This is a genomic window from Ancylobacter sp. 3268, from assembly GCF_031456575.1.
Lineage (GTDB): Bacteria > Pseudomonadota > Alphaproteobacteria > Rhizobiales > Xanthobacteraceae > Ancylobacter.
This window is the reverse complement of record NZ_JAVDUX010000014.1, coordinates 98,713-117,006: the sequence shown is the minus strand read 5'-3', so window position 1 is coordinate 117,006 and position 18,294 is coordinate 98,713. Positions and strand designations below refer to the sequence as shown.

The 18,294-nt window shown below is 71.0% G+C and carries 13 protein-coding genes; 5 read left to right on the top strand and 8 right to left on the bottom strand.

Going from position 1 to position 18,294, the window contains the following annotated elements; translation table 11 throughout:
• Positions 1 to 6: 6 nt before the first annotated feature.
• Complete coding sequence (locus J2X65_RS19435; protein ID WP_310204409.1) at positions 7 to 594, bottom strand: protein-S-isoprenylcysteine O-methyltransferase; 588 nt, start codon at positions 592 to 594, stop codon at positions 7 to 9.
• Positions 591 to 1,952, bottom strand: a complete 1,362-nt coding sequence (locus J2X65_RS19430; protein WP_310204406.1) for an alpha/beta hydrolase — start codon at positions 1,950 to 1,952, stop codon at positions 591 to 593. The genes J2X65_RS19435 and J2X65_RS19430 overlap by 4 nt, the downstream gene beginning before the upstream one ends.
• A 342-nt stretch (positions 1,953 to 2,294) precedes the next feature.
• On the opposite strand from J2X65_RS19430, the gene dxs reads away from it, so the two are divergent.
• From dxs to J2X65_RS19415, 3 genes are read left to right on the top strand one after another with little or no spacing between them, the layout of a single operon-like run.
• On the top strand, positions 2,295 to 4,235 hold the full coding sequence (gene dxs / locus J2X65_RS19425) for a 1-deoxy-D-xylulose-5-phosphate synthase (RefSeq protein WP_310204403.1): 1,941 nt from the start codon (positions 2,295 to 2,297) through the stop codon (positions 4,233 to 4,235).
• 17 nt (positions 4,236 to 4,252) lie between these two features.
• Positions 4,253 to 5,038, top strand: coding sequence for a TlyA family RNA methyltransferase (locus tag J2X65_RS19420; protein ID WP_310204400.1), 786 nt, complete (start codon positions 4,253 to 4,255; stop codon positions 5,036 to 5,038).
• 2 nt (positions 5,039 to 5,040) lie between these two features.
• Positions 5,041 to 6,324: a class I SAM-dependent RNA methyltransferase gene (locus J2X65_RS19415; protein ID WP_310204397.1), complete on the top strand. Its 1,284-nt coding sequence runs from the start codon at positions 5,041 to 5,043 to the stop codon at positions 6,322 to 6,324.
• Between the two features lie 112 nt (positions 6,325 to 6,436).
• On the opposite strand, the gene J2X65_RS19410 is transcribed toward J2X65_RS19415, so the two are convergent.
• From J2X65_RS19410 to aroC, 3 genes are all read right to left on the bottom strand, one after another.
• Entirely contained in the window at positions 6,437 to 7,270 is an 834-nt protein-coding gene (locus tag J2X65_RS19410; RefSeq protein WP_310204395.1) for a DUF1194 domain-containing protein, read from the bottom strand.
• Positions 7,271 to 7,470: 200 nt separating this feature from the next.
• The gene (gene ribB / locus J2X65_RS19405; protein WP_310204392.1) at positions 7,471 to 8,778 is read right to left on the bottom strand and encodes a 3,4-dihydroxy-2-butanone-4-phosphate synthase; all 1,308 of its coding nucleotides are present in this window, start codon (positions 8,776 to 8,778) and stop codon (positions 7,471 to 7,473) included.
• 98 nt (positions 8,779 to 8,876) lie between these two features.
• Positions 8,877 to 10,001 carry a chorismate synthase gene (aroC, locus tag J2X65_RS19400; RefSeq protein WP_310204388.1) on the bottom strand — a complete coding sequence of 375 codons (1,125 nt, stop codon included), beginning with the start codon at positions 9,999 to 10,001 and terminating at the stop codon, positions 8,877 to 8,879.
• Positions 10,002 to 10,157: 156 nt separating this feature from the next.
• Here aroC and J2X65_RS19395 point away from each other — a divergent pair, with 156 nt between their 5' ends.
• Positions 10,158 to 11,477, top strand: a complete 1,320-nt coding sequence (locus J2X65_RS19395) for a hemolysin family protein (RefSeq protein WP_310204384.1) — start codon at positions 10,158 to 10,160, stop codon at positions 11,475 to 11,477.
• Between the two features lie 92 nt (positions 11,478 to 11,569).
• Here the strand turns inward: J2X65_RS19395 and J2X65_RS19390 are convergent, their stop codons facing one another.
• From J2X65_RS19390 to J2X65_RS19380, 3 genes are all read right to left on the bottom strand, one after another.
• Entirely contained in the window at positions 11,570 to 11,758 is a 189-nt protein-coding gene (locus J2X65_RS19390; protein WP_310204381.1) for a hypothetical protein, read from the bottom strand.
• Positions 11,759 to 11,992: 234 nt separating this feature from the next.
• Positions 11,993 to 14,533, bottom strand: coding sequence for an ATP-dependent helicase HrpB (gene hrpB, locus J2X65_RS19385; RefSeq protein ID WP_310204378.1), 2,541 nt, complete (start codon positions 14,531 to 14,533; stop codon positions 11,993 to 11,995).
• A gap of 133 nt (positions 14,534 to 14,666) precedes the next feature.
• Positions 14,667 to 16,016 carry an aspartate aminotransferase family protein gene (locus J2X65_RS19380; RefSeq protein WP_310204376.1) on the bottom strand — a complete coding sequence of 450 codons (1,350 nt, stop codon included), beginning with the start codon at positions 16,014 to 16,016 and terminating at the stop codon, positions 14,667 to 14,669.
• Between the two features lie 248 nt (positions 16,017 to 16,264).
• On the opposite strand from J2X65_RS19380, the gene J2X65_RS19375 reads away from it, so the two are divergent.
• Positions 16,265 to 18,259, top strand: a complete 1,995-nt coding sequence (locus J2X65_RS19375; protein ID WP_310204373.1) for a hypothetical protein — start codon at positions 16,265 to 16,267, stop codon at positions 18,257 to 18,259.
• Positions 18,260 to 18,294 lie beyond the last annotated feature (35 nt).

The window sequence follows — 18,294 nt, the reverse complement described above, 5'->3', positions numbered from 1 at the left end:
CCTCCTTCAGAGCACGCCCGGCACGATGCGGGCGGTGCGGGCCATGTAGGCGCGGTACTCGTCGCCGAAGGTGTCGAGCATCATCGCCTCCTCGCGGCCGACGCGGAAGAGGTAGAGGATACCGAAGCCGACCACCCCCGCCGGGCCGGCGATGAAGTTGGGGATCAGGATCAGCTGCGCCAGCGCCCACAGGAAGAAGGCCGAGTACATCGGGTGGCGCACATAGCGGTAGACGCCGCCGGTGATCAGCTTGTGGCTGTCCTTGATCTCCAACGTCACCGACCAGTTCTTGCCGAGATCCTCGTGGGTGCGGCGGAACAGCCAGAGCGAGAAGGCGAAGGTCAGCGTACCCAGCCCGAACTGCACCACCGAATAGGGATAGTCGGCGAAGTCGAACAGGTCGGAGGTCGCCCACAGCAGCGGCACGATGCCCAGCCCGCAGGTCGAGCAGGACAGCAGGATCAGTTCGCGCACCTTGTGGCGGGCGTCGACCACCTTCTCGCGCTTCACCTTCTGCTCGAAGGGAATGCGGATGACATACCAGCCGATGACGCCGATGGCCCAGACGATCTTGGCGGCGATGATCAGGTTCATGAGGCGTCCTCTTGGGCGTCTTGCGGCAGGCTGGCCGGATTCCTGGGATCCGAGGCGGTCTCGATGTCCGGCGCCCTGCCGGGGGGCAGTACCGAGCCGTCATCGGCGAACAGGCTGATCGGCCCGTTGCGCGAGGCGCAGAGCCCGGCGAAGGGCACCGGGCCGAGGGCGATCATGAAGAAGTCGTAGGGCGCCTTCATCTCGTTCGCCAGCAGCGACTGGTAGTGCAGGCGCATGATGTGCCAGCGCAGCGCCCGCAGCTTCTCGCGCGAGATCATCTGCTTGAGATTGGCGTTCTTCAGGATCGGCTGGCCGTATTCCGCGGTATCGAATTCCGCCCGGCACAGCTTCACCGGGTGGTATTTGTAGAAATTGATGGCGTCGTGCCGCGCCTGGTACTCGGTCCAGAACAGGTCGGGCCGCTGCGCGATCTGCTCGGCCTCGGCGCGCACGGCGGCGGCGCCCGGATGCAGCGAGAATTTAGGAATCGTGGCGCCGCAGGTCAGCAGGTTGAGCCGGGTGCCGCGCCGCCCGAGTTCGGGGTCGCGCGCAAAGGCCAGCACCAGCACCCGCAAGGCTAGCGTGGCGCCGAGGCTGTGGCCGACCAGGATCACCTCGTCATAGCCACCGTTGCGCACCCTCTCCACCAGATAATCGGCGAAACGCGCCAGCCGTTCGTCCATCACCGGGGAGCGCCCGTGCAGATAGTCGCGGGCGAGGTCCCAGTCGTCCAGCGCCTGGTGCAGCCGCCAGCGCCGCCCCGGCTGGTGGAACAGGCCGAGAAACACCAGCAGCCCCACGCTCAGCCCGACGAGGAGGGCCGGATGCCCGGCCTGCCCGGGCGGGAGGAGGAAGCCGATGCCCAGGCCGGCGGCCAACCCGGCCAGCAGCCCGGCGAGCAGGAACAGCACCAATATGCCGACCGGGAACAGGCAGAAGATGCCGTAGCGCAGCGTCGCCTTGAAGTAGCGGCGGCTGGTGCCGTTCCGCGCGAATTCCAGCAGCGCCGCCAGTCCCCGCCACAGCCGCGTCACCGCAAGCCGCTGGTCGAGCGCCACCACGATGTCGTCCCAGCGCAGCAGGGCGAAATCGGTCGCCTGCCGCCAGTTCGGCCCCTCGCTGCGGGCGCTCCACAGGCTCACCGGCAGCTCCGGCTCGTGGCGGAGCGCCGAGACCTCGGCCCGGCAGGACCATAGCGCGGCGAAGCGGCCGGCCTGGTTGGCGAAGCGGCCGTGGTGGTAATCCATATCGGTCGGGTCGTGGCCGGGCAGAAACAGCACCAGCCGTCGCCCGCCGTCGATATCGGTGGGATGCGGCGCCGCGAGGCCGGGCGAGTCGGGAGGGTCCCCTACTGTCATGGCGTGGTTCTAATGTATGCGGGCGGGCGTTTCCATGTCCGTCATGCCGCGATGGCATGGTCTCCACATGGTTTGGTTGTGGCGCGGCGGCGCTCCTTCCTCCCGGCCGGTTCGGGGTCGCGGGCAGGCCGTCGGCGGCGAGGGTTGATTTTCGCCCGGTGCATGCCACCTGTCCTTTAGGCGGCCGGGCGGGCCGGGACCGGCGCCGGCGCGTCTCCCGCAACCTGACGGTAGCCGGTGGCGCGCGTTGCACGCCTGCGCCGCAGCGTGTATGCCCTAGAACTTCGTCCGGCGGGCGGTGGAGCGCCCCGCGCGGCCGGACGTGAAGCACCGAGGTAGTTCTTGACCCGTCCCTCCACGCCGCTTCTCGACGCCATCCGGGAGCCGGCCGAGTTGCGCCGGCTGACGGACGAGCAGCTGCCCCAGCTCGCCGCCGAGCTCAGGGAGGAGACGATCTCCGCCGTCTCCGTCACCGGCGGCCATCTCGGCGCCGGCCTCGGCGTGGTCGAGCTCACCGTCGCCCTGCATCACGTTTTCGATACCCCGAGCGACCGGCTGATCTGGGATGTCGGGCACCAATGCTACCCGCACAAGATCCTGACCGGCCGGCGCGAGCAGATCCGCACGCTGCGCCAGGGCGGCGGCCTGTCCGGCTTCACCAACCGGACCGAGAGCGCCTACGACCCGTTCGGCGCCGGCCATTCCTCGACCTCGATCTCCGCCGGGCTCGGCATGGCGGTGGCGCGGGATCTGGAGGGCGAGAAGAACCCGGCGCAGCCGCGGCGCAACGTGGTCTGCGTCATCGGCGACGGCGCCATGTCGGCCGGCATGGCCTATGAGGCGATGAACAATGCCGGGGCGATGGACAGCCGCCTCATCGTTATCCTCAACGACAACGACATGTCGATCGCCCCGCCGGTGGGCGCCATGTCGGCCTATCTCGCCCGCCTGCTCTCCGGGCGCACCTACCGCTCCCTGCGCGAAACCGCCAAGCAACTCGCCGGCAACCTGCCGAAGTTCTTCGAGCGCCAGGCGGCCCGGGCGGAGGAGTTCGCCCGCGGCTTCTGGACCGGCGGCACGCTGTTCGAGGAGCTCGGCTTCTATTATGTCGGGCCGATAGACGGCCACAATCTCGACCATCTGCTCCCGGTCCTGCGCAACGTCCGCGACGCCGACACCGGCCCGGTGCTGGTGCATGTCGTCACCCAGAAGGGCAAGGGCTATCCGCCCGCCGAGGCGTCGGCCGACAAATATCACGGCGTGCAGCGCTTCGATGTCGCTACCGGCGCGCAGACCAAGGCGGCCTCCAACGCGCCCTCCTATACCCGCGTCTTCGCCGACAGCCTGATCGACGAGGCCCGGCGCGACGACCGCATCGTCGCCGTTACCGCCGCCATGCCGGCCGGCACAGGGCTCGACCTGTTCGAGCAGGCCTTCCCCACGCGCAGCTTCGATGTCGGCATCGCCGAGCAGCACGCGGTGACCTTCGCCGCCGGCCTGGCCACCGAGGGCTACAAGCCTTTCTGCGCCATCTATTCCACCTTCCTGCAACGCGCCTATGACCAGCTGGTGCACGATGTCGCCATCCAGCGGCTGCCGGTGCGCTTCGCCATCGACCGCGCCGGCCTGGTCGGGGCCGATGGCGCCACCCATGTCGGCGCCTTCGACGTGCCGATGCTCGCCTGCCTGCCGGGCGTGGTGGTGATGGCGGCGGCCGATGAGGCCGAACTCGTCCACATGGTGGCGACGGCTGCCGCCTATGACGAGGGCCCAATCGCCTTCCGCTATCCGCGCGGCGAGGGCGTCGGCGTCGAGCGTCCCGAGCGCGGCGTGCCGCTGGAGATCGGCCGCGGCCGCATCGTGCGCGAGGGGTCCAAGGTGGCGCTGCTGTCGCTGGGCACCCGTCTCGCCCCCTGTCTCGCCGCCGCCGACCAGCTGGCGGCGTTCGGCCTGTCCACCACCGTCGCCGATGCCCGCTTCGCCAAGCCGCTCGACCGCGACCTCATATTGCGCCTGGCGCGCGAGCACGAGGTGCTGGTGACGGTGGAGGAGGGGGCGGTCGGCGGCTTCGGTTCGCATGTGCTGACCCTGCTCGCCGAGGCGGGTGCGCTCGAGCGCGGGCTGAAGATCCGCACCCTGCAGCTGCCGGACCGCTTCATCGACCACGACACGCCGGCCGCCCAGCTGCGCGAGGCCGGGCTCGATGCCGAGGGCATCGTGCGCGGCGTGTTCGGCGCGCTGGGGCGTGCCGAGGACGGGCCTTCCGCCCTGCTGCGGGGCTGAGCGGCGGAGAGACCCCGATGGCGGACGCCACACCGGCTCCAAAACGCCAGCGCGCTGACCGGGTGCTGGTCGAGCGCGGCCTGTTCGACAGCCGTGCCCGCGCCCAGGCGGCGATCGAGGCAGGCCTCGTCACCGCCGATGGCAAGGTGCTCGCCAAACCTGCCGAGACCATCGCCGCCGATGCCGTCATCGAGGCGCGCGAAGCCTATGAATGGGTCTCCCGTGCCGGGCTGAAGCTGGAAGCCGCGCTCGATGCCGCCGGTCTCGATGTCACCGGCTTGGAGGCGCTGGATGTCGGCGCCTCCACCGGCGGCTTCTCGCAGGTGCTGCTGGCGCGCGGCGCCGCCCGCGTCCATGCGGTGGATGTCGGCCGCGACCAGCTCGCCGAGAAGCTGCGCGTCCATCCCCGCCTGGTGTCGCTGGAAGGCACGGATATCCGCCGTCTGGCGCCCGGCGAGGTGCCGCCGGCGGAGATCGTCACCATCGATGTCAGCTTCATCGCGCTGGAGCAGGTGCTGCCCGCCGCACTCTCCCACGCCGCCCCGAATGCCAGCCTCGTCGCGCTGGTGAAGCCGCAATTCGAGGTCGGTCGCGAGCATCTGTCCAAGGGCGGCATCGTGCGCGACCGCGCGGCCCGCCTGACCGCCGTCGATCGTGTGGTCGCCCGGCTCGGCGAGCTCGGCTGGCTGGTGACCCATCGTCTGGCCTCGCCCATTCTCGGCGGCGACGGCAATGAGGAATATCTGTTGGTCGCCGCCCGCACCGCCGCGCCGCTGATCGACGTGGTCCTGAGCGAAAGTTGAGCATGTCCGCCCCATCCCCGCACGGCGCGTCTCCCCACGGCCTCGCCACGCTGCGCATCGATCGCCTCGGCCATCGCGGCGACGGCATAGCCGATACGCCCGACGGCCCGGTCTTCGTGCCGCTGGCGCTGGCGGGCGAGCGGGTCGAGGTGGAGCGCCAGGGTGAGCGCGCCCGCCTCATCTCCATCGTCGAGGCGAGCCCGGAGCGCATCGAGCCGTTCTGCCGCCATGTCGGCGTCTGCGGCGGCTGCGCCTTCCAGCACTGGCAGGCCGAGCCGTATCAGGCGTGGAAGCGCGGGCTCGTCATCGAGGCGCTGGCCCGCGTCGGCATCGAGACCGAGGTCGCCCCGCTGGTCGATGCCCATGGCGAGGGCCGCCGCCGCGCCACCTTCCACGCCCGCGGCACCGGCGGCTCCTCTCCCAAGGGGCTGGACACGCTGGCCGTCGGCTTTGCCGGCTGGCGAAGCCATGCGGTGGTCGCCATCGATGCCTGCCCGATCCTCGCGCCCGCGCTTGCCGGGGCGCTGCCGGCCGCCTGGGCGCTGGCACAGGCGCTGGCGCCGGTGGCCAAGCCGCTGGATATCCAGGTCACCGCCACGGAAACCGGCCTCGATGTCGATGTGCGCGGCTCGGGGCCGCTGAAGCCGCGCAGCATCGCCGCGCTTGCCGCGCTGGCGGAGACGCATAAGCTCGCCCGGCTGACCCGCCACGGCGAACTCGTCCTGCAGCGCGAGCCACCGCTGCTCACCATGGGCCGCGCCCGCGTGCCGCTGCCGCCGGGCTCGTTCTTGCAGGCGACCGCCGCCGGCGAGGCGACGCTGGCGGCACGGGTGGCGGAGGCGACGAAGGGCGCCCGCCATGTCGCCGACCTGTTCGCCGGCGTCGGCACCTTCGGCCTGCGTCTTGCCGAGCGCGCCCGGGTCGCCGCCTTCGAATCCTCGGCGCCGGCCGTCGAGGCCTTGAGCAAGGCGGTGCGCGGCGTGTCCGGCCTCAAGCCGGTGACGGGCGAGGCGCGCGACCTGTTCCGCCGGCCGCTCCTGCCGCTGGAGCTTAAGACCTTCGACGCGGTGGTGTTCGATCCGCCGCGCCAGGGGGCGGAAGCGCAGTCGGCGCAGCTGGCGGCGAGCAAGGTGCCGCTGGTGGTGGGCGTGTCCTGTGATCCGGTCACCTTTGCCCGCGATGCGGCGCTGCTGATCGAGGGCGGCTACCGGCTGGAGCGTGTCACGCCGGTCGACCAGTTCCGCTATTCCGCCCATGTCGAGCTGGTCGGGGTGTTCCGGCGCTGAAGGGGCCGGAAGACCCTGCACCTTGCCCACAACCCGGGCGGCCTCGTCCGGTGCCTGGCGTGACGGCGAGAGATGGAGCGAGGCGCCGTCGGCTCTTTTCCGAAGGTGCCCCTCAGTTCCCCCAGCGTTCCATCCACATGCGCTCGCCGATCGAGCAGGAGACGCGTTTTTCGCCGGCCGCCGGGTGCACTTCCGGCACCGGGCCGATGCGCGGCGGCGGCAGCCGCAGCCCGGCGATCTCCAGCACCAGCTTGGTCTTGATGGCGGTGGCGAATTCATGCATGCCGCGCACCGGCACCACGAAGGCGCCCGGTCCGCCGATCACGCAGTCCTCGTAATAGACGTCGAGCTGGCCGATATCGAGCATCGAGCCCGCCGGCTCCTTCATCATCAGCGGCAGGCCGTTGATGGTGATGCCCTGCTTCACCACCTCGTCGCGGGTGGCGTCGACCAGCGGTCCCTGATTGTTGGTGCCGTCGCCGGAAATGTCGATCACCCGCTTCAGCCCCTTGAAGCGGTTGTTGCGGATCAGCTCGGCGCTGAAGTTCATCGCGCCGGAAATCGAGGTGCGGTAGACCCGGCGCAGCGGCGCGTTGCGGATGGCGGCGGCGAAGGCGCGCGCCTCTTCCTCATTGCCGACCTCGGTCCAGTCGACCACCAGCTTCTGGTCCTCGACGCCGGCCCATTCCACATAGGCGAGCGCCACCTTGCCGTTGGGCCCGAGCTTGAGCGCGTTGAGGAATTCCGGCGAGGTCACTGCGCCGACATAGCCGTCGCGCTGCAGCGCCAGCTCATCGAGGTCCATCGAATAGGAAACGTCGACCGCCAGCACCAGTTCGACATCGACGATGTCGTCCGCCGCGGCCGGCGAAGCGATCCCCAGTCCCGCTGCCAGCACCGCCAGGAACGCGGCGACAACCGGCAGAACCACACGCACACGCGGCATTGCGACCTCCGTCCGAGAGGTACTGCGACGACGGCACGAGAGGTCTCGGACGAGAGGGCGACGATCCGCGACCCGAATGACGGCATGGTGACACGCGCCCGGCGGTGCCAGAAGCCGAAATTGCGGGCAGACGCGCTCATGCGATGCCGTTCGCGTGAGCGGGCCTTACCGGAATGCAGGATGGCGGCTTTCCGATACCGTCAGGCGTCCAGTACCTCGGTGCCGACGATCTCGATGCCGAAGCCGGCGACGCCGACATAGGTGCGGGTGCGCGAGGCGAGGAGCCGAATCGAGGTGATGCCCAGATCCTTCAGGATCTGCGCTCCCAGCCCGACCTCGCGCCAGGCCTCGTCGCGCAGCCGCGTCGATTCGGTCTTACCTTCGTCCTGCCCGACGGCGGTGGCCGGCACGCCGGCGGTGCCGTCGCGCAGATAGACCAGCACGCCGCGGCCCTCGGCCTTGATGCGCTCCAGCGAGGTCTGGATCGCCTTGCCGCCGGTGAACACGTCGCCGATCGGGTCGGCACGGTGCAGGCGCACCAGCACGTCGCGTCCGTCGCCGATCTTGCCATAGACGAGGGCGAGATGGTTCACCGGCTCGAAGGGCGTGACATAGGAGATGCCGAGCATGTCGCCGACCAGCGTCGGGGCGGTGAACTCGGCGGCGCGGGTCACCAGCTTCTCGCGCGACTGGCGATAGGCGATGAGATCGGCCACCGAGACGCGGGTGAGCGTGTGGGCGGTGGCGAAGTCGGCCACCTGCGGCCCGCGCATCACCGTGCCGTCGTCATTGACCAGCTCGCAGATGACGCCGACCGGCTCGACGCCGGCCAGCTTGCACAGGTCGACCGCCGCCTCGGTATGGCCGGAGCGCATCAGCACCCCGCCTTCGCGGGCGATCAGCGGGAAGATGTGGCCCGGCCGCACGAAATCGGCGGCGCCGGCATTGGGGTTGGCGAGGCCGCGCACGGTGGCGGTGCGGTCCTCGGCCGAGATGCCGGTGGTGGTGCCGTGCTTGTAGTCGACCGAGATGGTGAAGGCGGTGGAGTGCGGCGCGTCGTTGTCGGTCACCATCGGGTTGAGCCGCAGCTTGCGGGCATGCTCGGCGGTGATCGGCGTGCAGACGATGCCCGAGGTGTGGCGGACGATGAAGGCCAGCTTTTCCGGGGTGGCGTGGACGGCGGCGAGGATGATGTCGCCTTCGTTCTCGCGGTCGTCGTCGTCGGTCACCACCAGCATGTCGCCGCGCGCGAACGCCTCGATGGCCGCCTGGACGCGGGCCTGGAGATTGTCGGTCATCGTCTTCACCTCGCTGATGTCGAGCCCGAGGAAGTCGTTCGGCGTCACCGCGCCGCCCGTCGCCGCGGCGATGCGCGCCGCCGCCTCCCGCGAGACCCAGGCCGGGTCGTCCTTGCACAGGGCGGTGATGCTGGCCGGCGACAGGCCGCAGGCGCGCGCGAACGCGCTGCGGGGGGTTCCGGTCGCTCTGAGCCAGTCCGCCAGTTTCATGCAGGGACTATAGGCGCGCGATTCTTCACTCGCAATGAAATCTCATTGCGCTTTCAGCGACACTGAAATTGCGTGAATGCCCGTGCGTCGGCGCCGTCTCAGCGGGGAAACGGCCAGGCCGGCGGGTTTGCCACCTGCGCCCGCGCCCGCAGCACATGGTCGGCCAGCACGCAGGCCATCATCGCCTCGCCCACCGGCACCGCGCGGATGCCGACACAGGGATCGTGCCGGCCCTTGGTGAGGATTTCCGCATCCTCGCCGAACCGGGTCACCGTCCGGCGCGGCGTGAGGATGGAGGAGGTCGGCTTCACCGCGAAGCGTGCCACCACCGGCTGGCCGGTGGAGATGCCGCCGAGGATGCCGCCGGCATGGTTGGCGAGGAATATCGGCCGCCCGTCATTGCCCATGCGCATCTCGTCGGCATTGTCCTCGCCGGTGAGCGCCGCGGCCGCGAAGCCCTCGCCGATCTCGACGCCCTTCACCGCGTTGATGCTCATGAAGGCCGCCGCCAGATCGGCGTCGAGCTTGCCGTAGATCGGCGCGCCGAGCCCCGGCGGCACGCCCTCGGCCACCACCTCGATCACCGCGCCCACCGAGGAGCCGGATTTGCGGATGCCGTCGAGATAATCAGCCATCCTCGCCGCCGCCTCGGCATCCGGGCAGAAGAACGGGTTGTTGTCGATCTCGTCCCACGCCCAGCGGGCGCGGTCGATGACGATCTCGCCCATCTGCACCAGCGCCCCGCGCACGCTGACGCCGGGAAGCACCTGCGTCAGCACCTTCATGGCCAGCGCGCCGGCGGCGACGCGCACGGCGGTCTCCCGCGCCGAGGAGCGTCCGCCGCCGCGATGGTCGCGCAGGCCGTATTTCACGTCATAGGCATAGTCGGCATGGCCGGGCCGGTAGCTCTCGGAGATCGCCGAATAATCCTTGGAACGCTGGTCGACATTCTCGATCAGGAAGGCGACCGGCGTGCCGGTGGTGGTCAAAACCCCGCCTTCGCCTTCCAGCGTGCCGGAGAGCACCTTTACCTGGTCGGGCTCGCGCCGCTGGGTGGTGAAGCGCGATTGGCCCGGACGGCGCTTGTCCAGCGCCGCCTGGATGTCCTCCAGCGTGAAGGCGAGGCCGGGCGGGCAGCCGTCGATGACGCCGCCAATGGCGGGCCCGTGGCTTTCGCCGAAGGTGGTCACCCGGAAGGACTGGCCGAAAGTATTGAAGGACATCGCCGGAAATCACGCTGAAAAGAGCATCCGCAAGGGCTTCTAGGCGCCATGCCGGTGTCCGTCAAACCTCGGCTTGCACGCCATGTATGCCACCGCATCGCAATTCGCCGGCTTTGTGCTATAGGGTAGGCGTGGCTTGTCCCCCATCTGGAACCGATGCCCTTATTTGAAATCGCCGTCGTCGTTCTTCTCGTCCTGTTGAACGGCGTCCTCGCCATGGCCGAGCTTTCGGTCGTGTCGTCCCGTCCGGCCCGGCTGCGCTCACGCGCCGAACAGGGCTCCACCGGTGCCCGTGCCGCCCTCCAGCTTGCTGCCGATCCCGGCCGCTTCCTCTCGACCGTGCAGATCGGCATCACGCTGATCGGCATTCTGGCCGGTGCCTTCTCCGGTGCCACGCTGGGCGAATCGCTCGGCGGCTGGCTGGAGGCCCAGGGCGTGCCGCCCAATTTCGCCGAGGGCCTCGGCTACACCCTCGTCGTCGCCGCCATCACCTATATTTCGCTGATCATCGGCGAGTTGATCCCGAAGCGGCTGGCGCTGCAGAACCCGGAAACGCTGGCCAGCACGGTCGCGCCGGCGATGGTGCTGCTGTCCCGCGTCGCCGCGCCGGCGGTCTGGCTGCTGGACCTGTCGTCGCGGGTGGTGCTGCGGCTGATCGGCGATCGCGCCGGCGGCGGCGGCAACAACGTCACCGACGAGGAGATCCGCGCCATCGTCGCCGAGGCGGAGACCGCCGGCGTCATCGATCCCGAGGAGCGGCGGATGATCGCCGGCGTGATGCGCCTCGCCGACCGCCCGGTGCGGGCGGTGATGACGCCGCGCCACGACATCGACTGGATCGACCTGAACGATGATCCGGAGGTGGTGCGCCAGACCATCCGGGAGACCCGCCACACCCGCATGCCGGCTTGCGAGGGCTCGCCGGACGAGCCGGTCGGCGTCATCGATATCCGCGATCTGCTGGAGGCCTATCTCCAGGGGGTGACGCCGGACCCGCGCCAGCTGGTCAAGCAGGGAGCGGTGCTGGTGGAAACCGCCGGTGCGCTCGATGCCATGAAGCAGCTGCGCCATGCCGAATCGCCGCTGGCGCTGGTGGTGAACGAATATGGCACCATGGTCGGCATCCTCACCCCGGCCGATCTGCTCGACGCCATCGCCGGTACGGTGATGGTCGACGAGGCCGGCATCTCCGGGCCGCACGCGGTCGAGCGCGAGGATGGCTCCTATCTGGTGGCCGGCGCCACGCCGACCGACGAGCTGGCCGATCTGCTCGGCATCAGCATCCCGCAGGATTCCGGCTTCCACACCGCGGCGGGCTATGCCCTGCACGAATTGAAGGCGATCCCGCAGGAGGGCGTGGCCTTCACCGCCAAGGGCTGGCGCTTCGAGGTGGTGGACATGGACGGCAGGCGCATCGACAAGCTGCTGGTCTCGCGCGCCGTCACCCCCCGCCGCCGCGCACCGCTGGGGACCTGACCGGGCCACTGGCCGCCGCCCGTGCCGCTGCCGGCCTGCCGGCGGATCGGGACCCCGGCGGCCGCCGTCACCTTTGCGTCGTCACCGGTTCCTCAGCGTAGGGTCTGCACGATTGGGGAGCTGGTGGCAGTCGATGCCCGCTCGCTGTAGCGGGCGCCGAGGCCCGCCACCACCGTGACGATCGCCACCGCCAGCGCGGCGGCGATCAGGCCGTATTCGAGCCCGGTGCCCTGTGGGCGACGAGCCACCGTCGCGCGCCGGCGATGGGGCATTTCCCGCATCGCCGGCTCTCTCACCGCTGCCTCTCTCATTGCCGTCTCTCTGCTTGCGCTCAACTCACCGATATCTGCCTTGGGACAGATTTTATTGTGGGAGCACCTTGGCGCCGCAGATGTTGACCGCTCCTTAAGGCGGGTCGTCAGGGGGAAATCGCGCGGTTGCGTGGTTAATGCTTTGCGTTCACTCGCTCGCGGCAGCGTGAGCGGACGGGCGGCACCGGGCGGCGTTGCCGCCGGTCAGCCGCGTGGCTTGGCCCGCCGCGTTGCCTCCGCGCGTGCCGGGTCCTCCGGCCAGGGATGGCGCGGGTAGCGCCCGCGCATCTCGGCGCGCACGTCGCGCCAGGAGCCGGCCCAGAACGACGGCAGGTCGCGCGTCACCTGGATCGGCCGGTGCGCCGGGGAGAGCAGGGCGAGCACCAGCGGCACCCGCCCGCCGGCGAGCGCGGGGTGGGTGCCGAGCCCGAACAGTTCCTGCACCCGCACCGAGATGGTCGGTCCGCCCTCGGCGGCATAGTCGACCGGCAGCTTTGATCCGGTCGGCGCCTCGAAATGGGTGGGCGCCTCGGCGTCGAGCCGGCGCGCCAGTTCCCAGTCGAGCAGCCCCGGCAGGGCGCGGCCGAGCAGGTCGGCATCGATGGCCGCGAGGCTGGTCGCCTCGGTGAGCAGCGGCGCCAGCCAGCCCTCGACGCTTGCCGCCAGCGCGGCGTCGGACAGGTCCGGCCAGATCTCCGGCGCGGCGGCATGGAGGAAGCGCACCCGGTCGAGCCATTGCCGCTGGCCGGCCGACCATGGCAGCCGTTCGATGCCACGCGCCGCCGCCGCGCGGGCGAGCGCCCGCGCCGTCGCCTCGCCGCGCACCAGCCGCGCCGGCTTTTCCGACAGCACCAGCGCCCCGAGCCGCCGCACTTTTCGCGCCCGCAAGGCGCCGGCGGCGGCGTCGAACGTCGTCTCGTCGGCCTCGGTGATCGCGTCGCCGAACTCGGCCTCGATCTCGGCCTCGTCGATCTCGGCGGCGAGCAGGATGCGGGCCTCCTCGGCGCTGCCGCTCATCTCGGCCACTGCGAGGAAGCGGGCGCCGGCGAGCGCGGCGGCCGGGTCGATCGACCCGCCGCGCCCATTGGCCAATACGAAGCGCCGCCCGTCGCCGCGGGCGCGGGCGAGGCGGTCGGGAAAGCCATGCGCGAGCAGAGCGGCGGCTGAAGGCGCCGGCCCCCCGGCCGCCCTGTCGCCGGCCTTGTCGCCGGCCTTGTCGCCGGCCTTGTCGCCTGCCTTGCCGCCGGCCGTCCCGTCCGCTTCCTGCGCCCAGCGTGCGGCCATCCGCCGCGCCTCCTCGCCGCGCCGCGAGCGGTCGGCGGCGAGCCCGTCGAGCCGGTGCGCGAGGTCGATGTCGTTGCCCCCGAGCCCGCGTTCGGACAGCACGGCGGCGATGCGGGCCGCCCGCTCGCCGCCGCCGCGCCGCGCGCCCTCCAGCACCAGCCGCGACAGCCGCGGCGCCAGCGGCAGTCGCGCCATCGCCCGTCCGTGCGCGGTGACCTGCCCGCCGGCATCCAGGGCGCCGAGCGCGACCAGCAGGGCGCGCGCCTCGGCGAGTGCCGCCGGCGGCGGCGGGTCGAGAAAGGCGAGGGCGGATGGATCGCTCACCCCCCACAGCGCCAGGTCCAGCACGAAGCCGGCGAGGTCGGCGGCGAGGATTTCCGGCGTGGCATAGGCCGGCAGGCTGGCGGTCTCCGCCTCGTTCCACAGCCGGATGGCGACGCCGGGCTCGGTCCGCCCGGCGCGGCCGCGACGCTGGTCGGCGCTCGCGCGCGAGACCCGCACCGTCTCCAGCCGGGTCATGCCGACGCCGGGCTCATAGCGCGGCACGCGGGCGAGGCCGGAATCGACGACGATCCGCACGCCCTCGATGGTCAGGCTGGTCTCGGCGATCGAGGTGGCCAGCACCACCTTGCGGGTGCCCGCCGGCGCCGGCGAGAGGGCGCGATCCTGCACCCGGGCGTCGAGCGCGCCGTAGAGCGGGGCGATGTCCACCGCTGGATCGTCGATCGCCTCGCGCAGCAAGGTCTCGGTGCGGCGGATCTCCGCCGCGCCGGGCAGGAAGGCCAGCACCGAGCCCGGCTCCTGCGCCAGCGCCCGCCGCACCGCCTCGGCCATCTGCCGCTCGATGGGGCTGCGCGGATCGCGCCCGAGATAGCGTGTCTCGACGGGAAACGCCCGGCCGAGGCTCTCGATGACGGGCGCCGCCTCCTGCCGCCCCTCGCCCAGCAGCCGCGCCACCCGCGCGCCGTCGAGCGTCGCCGACATGACGAGGATCCGCAGGTCCTCCCGCAGCGCGCCTTGCGCGTCGAGCGCCAGCGCCAGGCCGAGATCGGCATCGAGCGAGCGCTCGTGGAACTCGTCGAACAGCACCGCCGCGACGCCGGAAAGCTCCGGATCGTCCAGCATCATGCGGGTGAAGATGCCCTCGGTGATCACCTCGATCCGGGTCGCCCGGCCGATCTTCGAGCCGAAGCGGGCGCGGTAGCCGACGGTCTGCCCGGCCTGTTCGCCCAGCGTGGCGGCCATGCGCTCGGCGGCGGCGCGGGCGGCGAGCCGGCGCGGCTCCAGCACCAGCAGCTTGCGGCCCGCCACCCAGGGCTCGTCGCGCAGCGCCAGCGGCACCCGCGTGGTCTTGCCGGCGCCAGGCGGCGCCACCAGCACGGCGCGCGTTCCCGCGGCCAGCGCCGCGGTGAGCTGCGGCAGGGCATCGTCGATGGGGAGGGCGTCGGTCGGGCGGCTCATGGGCGCATGCCATAGAGCCGGCCGCGCCGGCTGTCATCCCGCCGGCGCCGCGGGGCTGAAAAGCAAAGGCCCCCGGCCGCATCGGCGGTCGGGGGCCCGGTCGCGTCGCGGACGGGCGCAAGGGCCCGCCGGCTCACATCACCGCGTCGATGGTCCGGCCGATCTTCTCGACCAGCTCGCCGATCTGCGCCTCGTTGATGATCAGCGGCGGGCTCACCGCGATGGTGTCGCCGGTGGCGCGGAACATCAGGCCTTCGTCGTGGAAGGCGGTTTCCATCGCCTGATAGCCGCGCTTGCCCGGCCCCTCGGCGCTCGGCGCCATGTCGAAGGCGGCGACCAGGCCGACGGTGCGGATATCGAGCACGCCGGGCTTGCCCTTCAGGCTCATCACGGCGTCGGCGAAGGTCGGCTCCATGGCGCGGGCGCGTTCGAACAGCGCCTCGTCGCGATAGAGGTCGAGCGTCGCCAGCGAGGCGGCGCAGGCCAGCGGATGGCCGGAATAGGTGTAGCCGTGGAACAGCTCGATGACATGCTCGGGGCCGTTCATGAAGGTGTCGTAGATGTGCTTGCGCACGATCACGCCGCCCATCGGCACCGCGCCGGAGGTCACGCCCTTGGCGAAGGTGATCATGTCCGGCACCACGCCGTAGCGCTCGGCGGCGAAGGGGAAGCCGAGGCGGCCGAAGCCGGTGATGACCTCGTCGAAGATCAGGAGGATGCCGTATTTGTCGCAGATCTCGCGCAGCCGCTTGAGATAGCCCTTCGGCGCCGGCAGGCCGCCGGTGGAACCGGCCATCGGCTCGACGATGACGGCGGCGATGGTCTGGGCGTCGTGCAGGGCGACGATGCCCTCCAGCGCGTCGGCGCGCTCGGCGCCCCATTCCGGCTCGCCCTTGGAGAAGGCCTGCTTCTCGCGGTCATAGGTGTGCGGCAGGTGGTCGGCGCCCGGCAGCAGGCCGCCGAAGAAGCGGCGGTTCGGCGAGATGCCGCCCACCGTGATGCCGCCGAAGCCGACGCCGTGATAGCCGCGCTCGCGGCCGATCAGCCTTGTGCGGGTGCCCTTGCCGGTGACGGCATGGAAGGCGAGGGCGATCTTCAGGGCGGTGTCGCCGGCTTCCGAGCCCGAATTGCAGAAGAACACGTGGTCGAGGTCGCCCGGCGCCAGCTCGGCGATGCGCGAGGCCGCCTTGAAGGCCAGCGGGTGGCCGAACTGGAAGGTGGGGGCGAAGTCCATCTCCGCCGCCTGCTTCTGGATGGCGGCGACGATGGAATCCCGGTTATGGCCGGCATTGGTGCACCACAGCCCGGCGGAGCCGTCGAGGATCGGCCGCCCCTCCGGGGTGTAGTAGTGCATGTCCTTGGCGCGGGCGACCATGCGCGGGCGCGCCTTGAAGGCGCGGTTGGCGGTGAAGCCCATCCAGAAGGCTTCGAGGTCGTTGGGCGCCGCGAGGCTGGCGGCATCTAGATCATAAGTGAGGGACATGAACCGCTCCGCAGGGTGGCCGTGATTTTGGTCATGTATAATGCGTAGGCACGGTCCCGCTCACGAAAAAATTCGATGATGTGATCACCTTCGCTTCTGGCGGCTCGGGAAATCCACCCCCGCCTGCTTGACCCGGGGGAGCGTGGCGTTCATCAACTTGTCCCCGTGACATTGTCACGTAACGTCATATATTCCGCCCGCCGGGGGTTGATCGATGAAGGGAATGATTCCCGTTTAAAGGAACTTCCGTGTCCGACACCCTGTCCCTATCGACCGCGACGGATGTGCCCGAGGGCGAGGACCAGGCTGTCCGTTCCGCTGGCCTGCCGCCCGAGGCGGCGGTCGAGGAGGCCGCGGCCAGCGCCAGCCAGGCGCGCGAGGCGCTCGCCCGCGTGCTGGAGGCTGAGGAGCTGCGCGCCTCGCCTCAGCTTTCCACCATTCTTCGCTTCGTGGTCGAAGCCACGCTGGATGGACGTCGCGAGGCGATCAAGGGCTACACCATCGCGGTGGAGGCGCTGGGGCGCGACCCGTCCTTCGATCCGCAGATCGATCCGATCGTCCGCGTGGAGGCGACCCGGCTGCGTCGGGCGCTGCAGCGCTACTATGCCGGTGCCGGCGCCAATGACGACATCGAGATCGTGATTCCGCGCGGCTCCTATGTGCCGCTCTTCGTGCCGCGCCGGGGCGGCGCTCCGGCCGTCGGCGTGCCGGGCGCCGAGGCGGGGGAAGCGCCGGCGCCGGGCGTGGTGCCGGGGGGTTCGCCGGACGCGCAGCCGGCGCCGGGCCTGCCCCCGGCTGCGCCGTCGCGCGCGGGCGGCACGCGGCCATGGCGGTGGGTCGGCGGCCTGGTGCTGCTGCTGGTGCTTGCCGTCGCGATCATGATGGCGGTCGACGTGGTGGAGACGTCGAGCCTCCGGGCGCTGTTCCCCGGCTTCGCGCTGCGGCCGATCGAGCGGTCGAACCGGCTCGGCATCCCCATGGTCGAAGTGCGGGCTTTCGATATTACCGGCTCGCCGCCGCTGACGGCGGCGGCCGCCGTGCCGGGGGTGCCGGCCGCATCCACCGCCCGCCCGCCGGGGGGCGAGTTCCCGGCGCGGGCGCTGGAAATGCGTATCCGCGATGCGCTGGCGCGGTTCGATCTGCTCGACGTCCTGGCGAGCCCGGATGCCCGCCCGCGGCTCGATTGCGGCGTCGGTGGCGCCTCGCCGCATTCGGCCTTCGCGCTGGGCGGCCTCGTCGAGAGCCACGAGGACGGCGCGATCTCGCTGCTGATGCGGCTGTCGGACCTGTGCGACGGCACCATCGTGTGGTCGCGCGACTTCGATGCGCTGCGCCCCTCCGAGGACCCGATCGCGGTCGAGAACGAGCTGGTGCGCGAGATCATGGCCTCGCTGGCCGAGCCTTATGGCGTCATCCAGGCCCGCGCCCGCGCCCGGGTGATGTCGTCCGGCGGTTCCGGCAAGGCCGGGCCCTATGGCTGCGTGCTGCTGGCCTATGATTATTGGCGCAGCTACCTGCCCGCCGACCACGCCGCCGCGCGGTCCTGCCTGGAAAAGGCGGTGGCGGCCGACGGCACCTTCGCGCTCGGCTATGCGCTGCTGGCCGAGCTTTATCTCGACGAGATCCGCAACGGCGCCAATCCGCGCCCGTCGCCGCCGGCGCTCAACCGGGCGCTGGCGAGCGCCGAGCAGGCCATCGAGCTGTCGCCGACCAGCGGCTTCTTCCGCCGGGTGGCGCTCGACGTGCATTCCTATCGCGGCGAGCGCGGCGCGGCGCTGGCGCAGGGCGACATCGCGCTGCAGCTCAATCCTTATGACGTCGATACGCTGGCCGATTATGGCGGCCGGCTGATCACCTTCGGCGAGCTGGACCGCGGCGAGGCGATGCTGGCGAGTGCGCTCAAGGCGGCGCCGGCCATGCCGCCCGCGGTGGATTATTTCCGCGTCCTCGCCGCCTATCTGCGCGGCGATGCGGCGGGCGCCGCCGCCGCTGCCGACCGGCTGATGGGCGAGGTCTATGCGCCGGGCCTGCTCGCCCGCGCCCTCGCCACCCACCTTGCCGGCGACGAGCCCACCGCCCGGGCGGACATCGACAGGCTGGTGGCGCTGGTGCCGGCATGGAAGACCGATACCGCCACCTTGCTGGCGCGCTTCTTCCCCGCCCCCCATGTCGCCCGTAAGGTCGGCGCCGATCTGGCCACCCTCGGGCTGGGCACCCCCGCGCCGGGCACCCCCACGCCCTGAGGTTCCGCTGCGTCACGGGCCAAACGTCGCGTGGC

What these genes read in the sequence shown, in the direction of transcription:
- J2X65_RS19435 (WP_310204409.1), bottom strand. Translation starts at nt 594, where the DNA reads ATGAACCTGATCATCGCCGCCAAGATCGTCTGGGCCATCGGCGTCATC.
- J2X65_RS19430 (WP_310204406.1), bottom strand. Translation starts at nt 1,952, where the DNA reads ATGACAGTAGGGGACCCTCCCGACTCGCCCGGCCTCGCGGCGCCGCAT.
- J2X65_RS19420 (WP_310204400.1), top strand. Translation starts at nt 4,253, where the DNA reads ATGGCGGACGCCACACCGGCTCCAAAACGCCAGCGCGCTGACCGGGTG.
- J2X65_RS19415 (WP_310204397.1), top strand. Translation starts at nt 5,041, where the DNA reads ATGTCCGCCCCATCCCCGCACGGCGCGTCTCCCCACGGCCTCGCCACG.
- J2X65_RS19410 (WP_310204395.1), bottom strand. Translation starts at nt 7,270, where the DNA reads ATGCCGCGTGTGCGTGTGGTTCTGCCGGTTGTCGCCGCGTTCCTGGCG.
- ribB (WP_310204392.1), bottom strand. Translation starts at nt 8,778, where the DNA reads ATGAAACTGGCGGACTGGCTCAGAGCGACCGGAACCCCCCGCAGCGCG.
- aroC (WP_310204388.1), bottom strand. Translation starts at nt 10,001, where the DNA reads ATGTCCTTCAATACTTTCGGCCAGTCCTTCCGGGTGACCACCTTCGGC.
- J2X65_RS19395 (WP_310204384.1), top strand. Translation starts at nt 10,158, where the DNA reads ATGCCCTTATTTGAAATCGCCGTCGTCGTTCTTCTCGTCCTGTTGAAC.
- J2X65_RS19390 (WP_310204381.1), bottom strand. Translation starts at nt 11,758, where the DNA reads ATGCGGGAAATGCCCCATCGCCGGCGCGCGACGGTGGCTCGTCGCCCA.
- hrpB (WP_310204378.1), bottom strand. Translation starts at nt 14,533, where the DNA reads ATGAGCCGCCCGACCGACGCCCTCCCCATCGACGATGCCCTGCCGCAG.
- J2X65_RS19380 (WP_310204376.1), bottom strand. Translation starts at nt 16,016, where the DNA reads ATGTCCCTCACTTATGATCTAGATGCCGCCAGCCTCGCGGCGCCCAAC.